The organism is Paenibacillus sp. EKM10P (genome assembly GCF_011800655.1).
Lineage (GTDB): Bacteria > Bacillota > Bacilli > Paenibacillales > Paenibacillaceae > Paenibacillus > Paenibacillus polymyxa.
Map to the genome: position 1 here is coordinate 1 of NZ_JAALET010000055.1, position 902 is coordinate 902.

Consider the following 902-nt stretch of genomic DNA (forward strand, 5'->3'; position numbering starts at 1 on the left):
GACATGCTGGTCGGCGTACTAGCGGTATGGAAGGCTGGAGGCGCCTATGTGCCGCTGGATGCAGACTATCCGTCCGAACGGATTCGTTTCATGCTGGAGGACAGCGGTGCGACGGTGCTGTTGACTCAAACCAGTTTGCAGGAGCGCACGCAAGCATGGCTGAATGAAAGCCAAGGGGCTCTGGGCGAAGGAAAGACCGAGGGTGAGTTGGAAACAGCGGTTAGTGCTGAATTGATGGAAAGAGACCACCTGAGTGAAGGCGTAAGCTTGAAATCAGATTCGCCACCTGACAGCGAAGCAGCATCCGAGCCAGCAACAGGGCTGCGTCTGCACACCGTACTGGAGCTGGACGATGAGTCACTATATACCGTAGATACGACAGACGTCGATCACATCAACGAACCGCAGGATCTGGCGTATGTGATCTACACGTCCGGGACAACCGGACGACCGAAGGGCGTCATGATCGAGCATCGCAGCTTGGTCAATACGGCTGCGGCGTATCGCCGGGATTACCGTTTGAACCAGTTCCCGGTCCGACTGCTGCAACTGGCCAGCTTCTCCTTCGACGTGTTCGTCGGCGATATTGCGCGGACACTTTATAACGGTGGAACAATGGTCATCTGTCCGAAAGATGACCGCATTGATCCAAGCCGTCTGTACGGCTGGATTCGTGATTATCAAATCACCGTGTTCGAATCGACGCCAGCCTTGATCGTACCGTTTATGCAGCATGTATACGAACACGGACTGGACATGAGCAGTCTGGAACTGCTGATCACGAGCTCGGATAGCTGCAGCGTGACGGACTACCGAGTGCTGCAAGAACGGTTTGGCGCAGATATCCGTATCATCAACAGCTATGGCGTCACGGAAGCGGCGATTGACTCCAGCTTCTACGA

At 55.0% G+C, this 902-nt stretch carries 1 protein-coding gene; it reads left to right on the forward strand.

Annotation, left to right across the window (positions count from 1 at the left end; genetic code table 11):
* The coding region (locus tag HFE01_RS26365) for an AMP-binding protein (protein WP_167442900.1) at positions 1-902 on the forward strand (902 nt) is incomplete at both ends.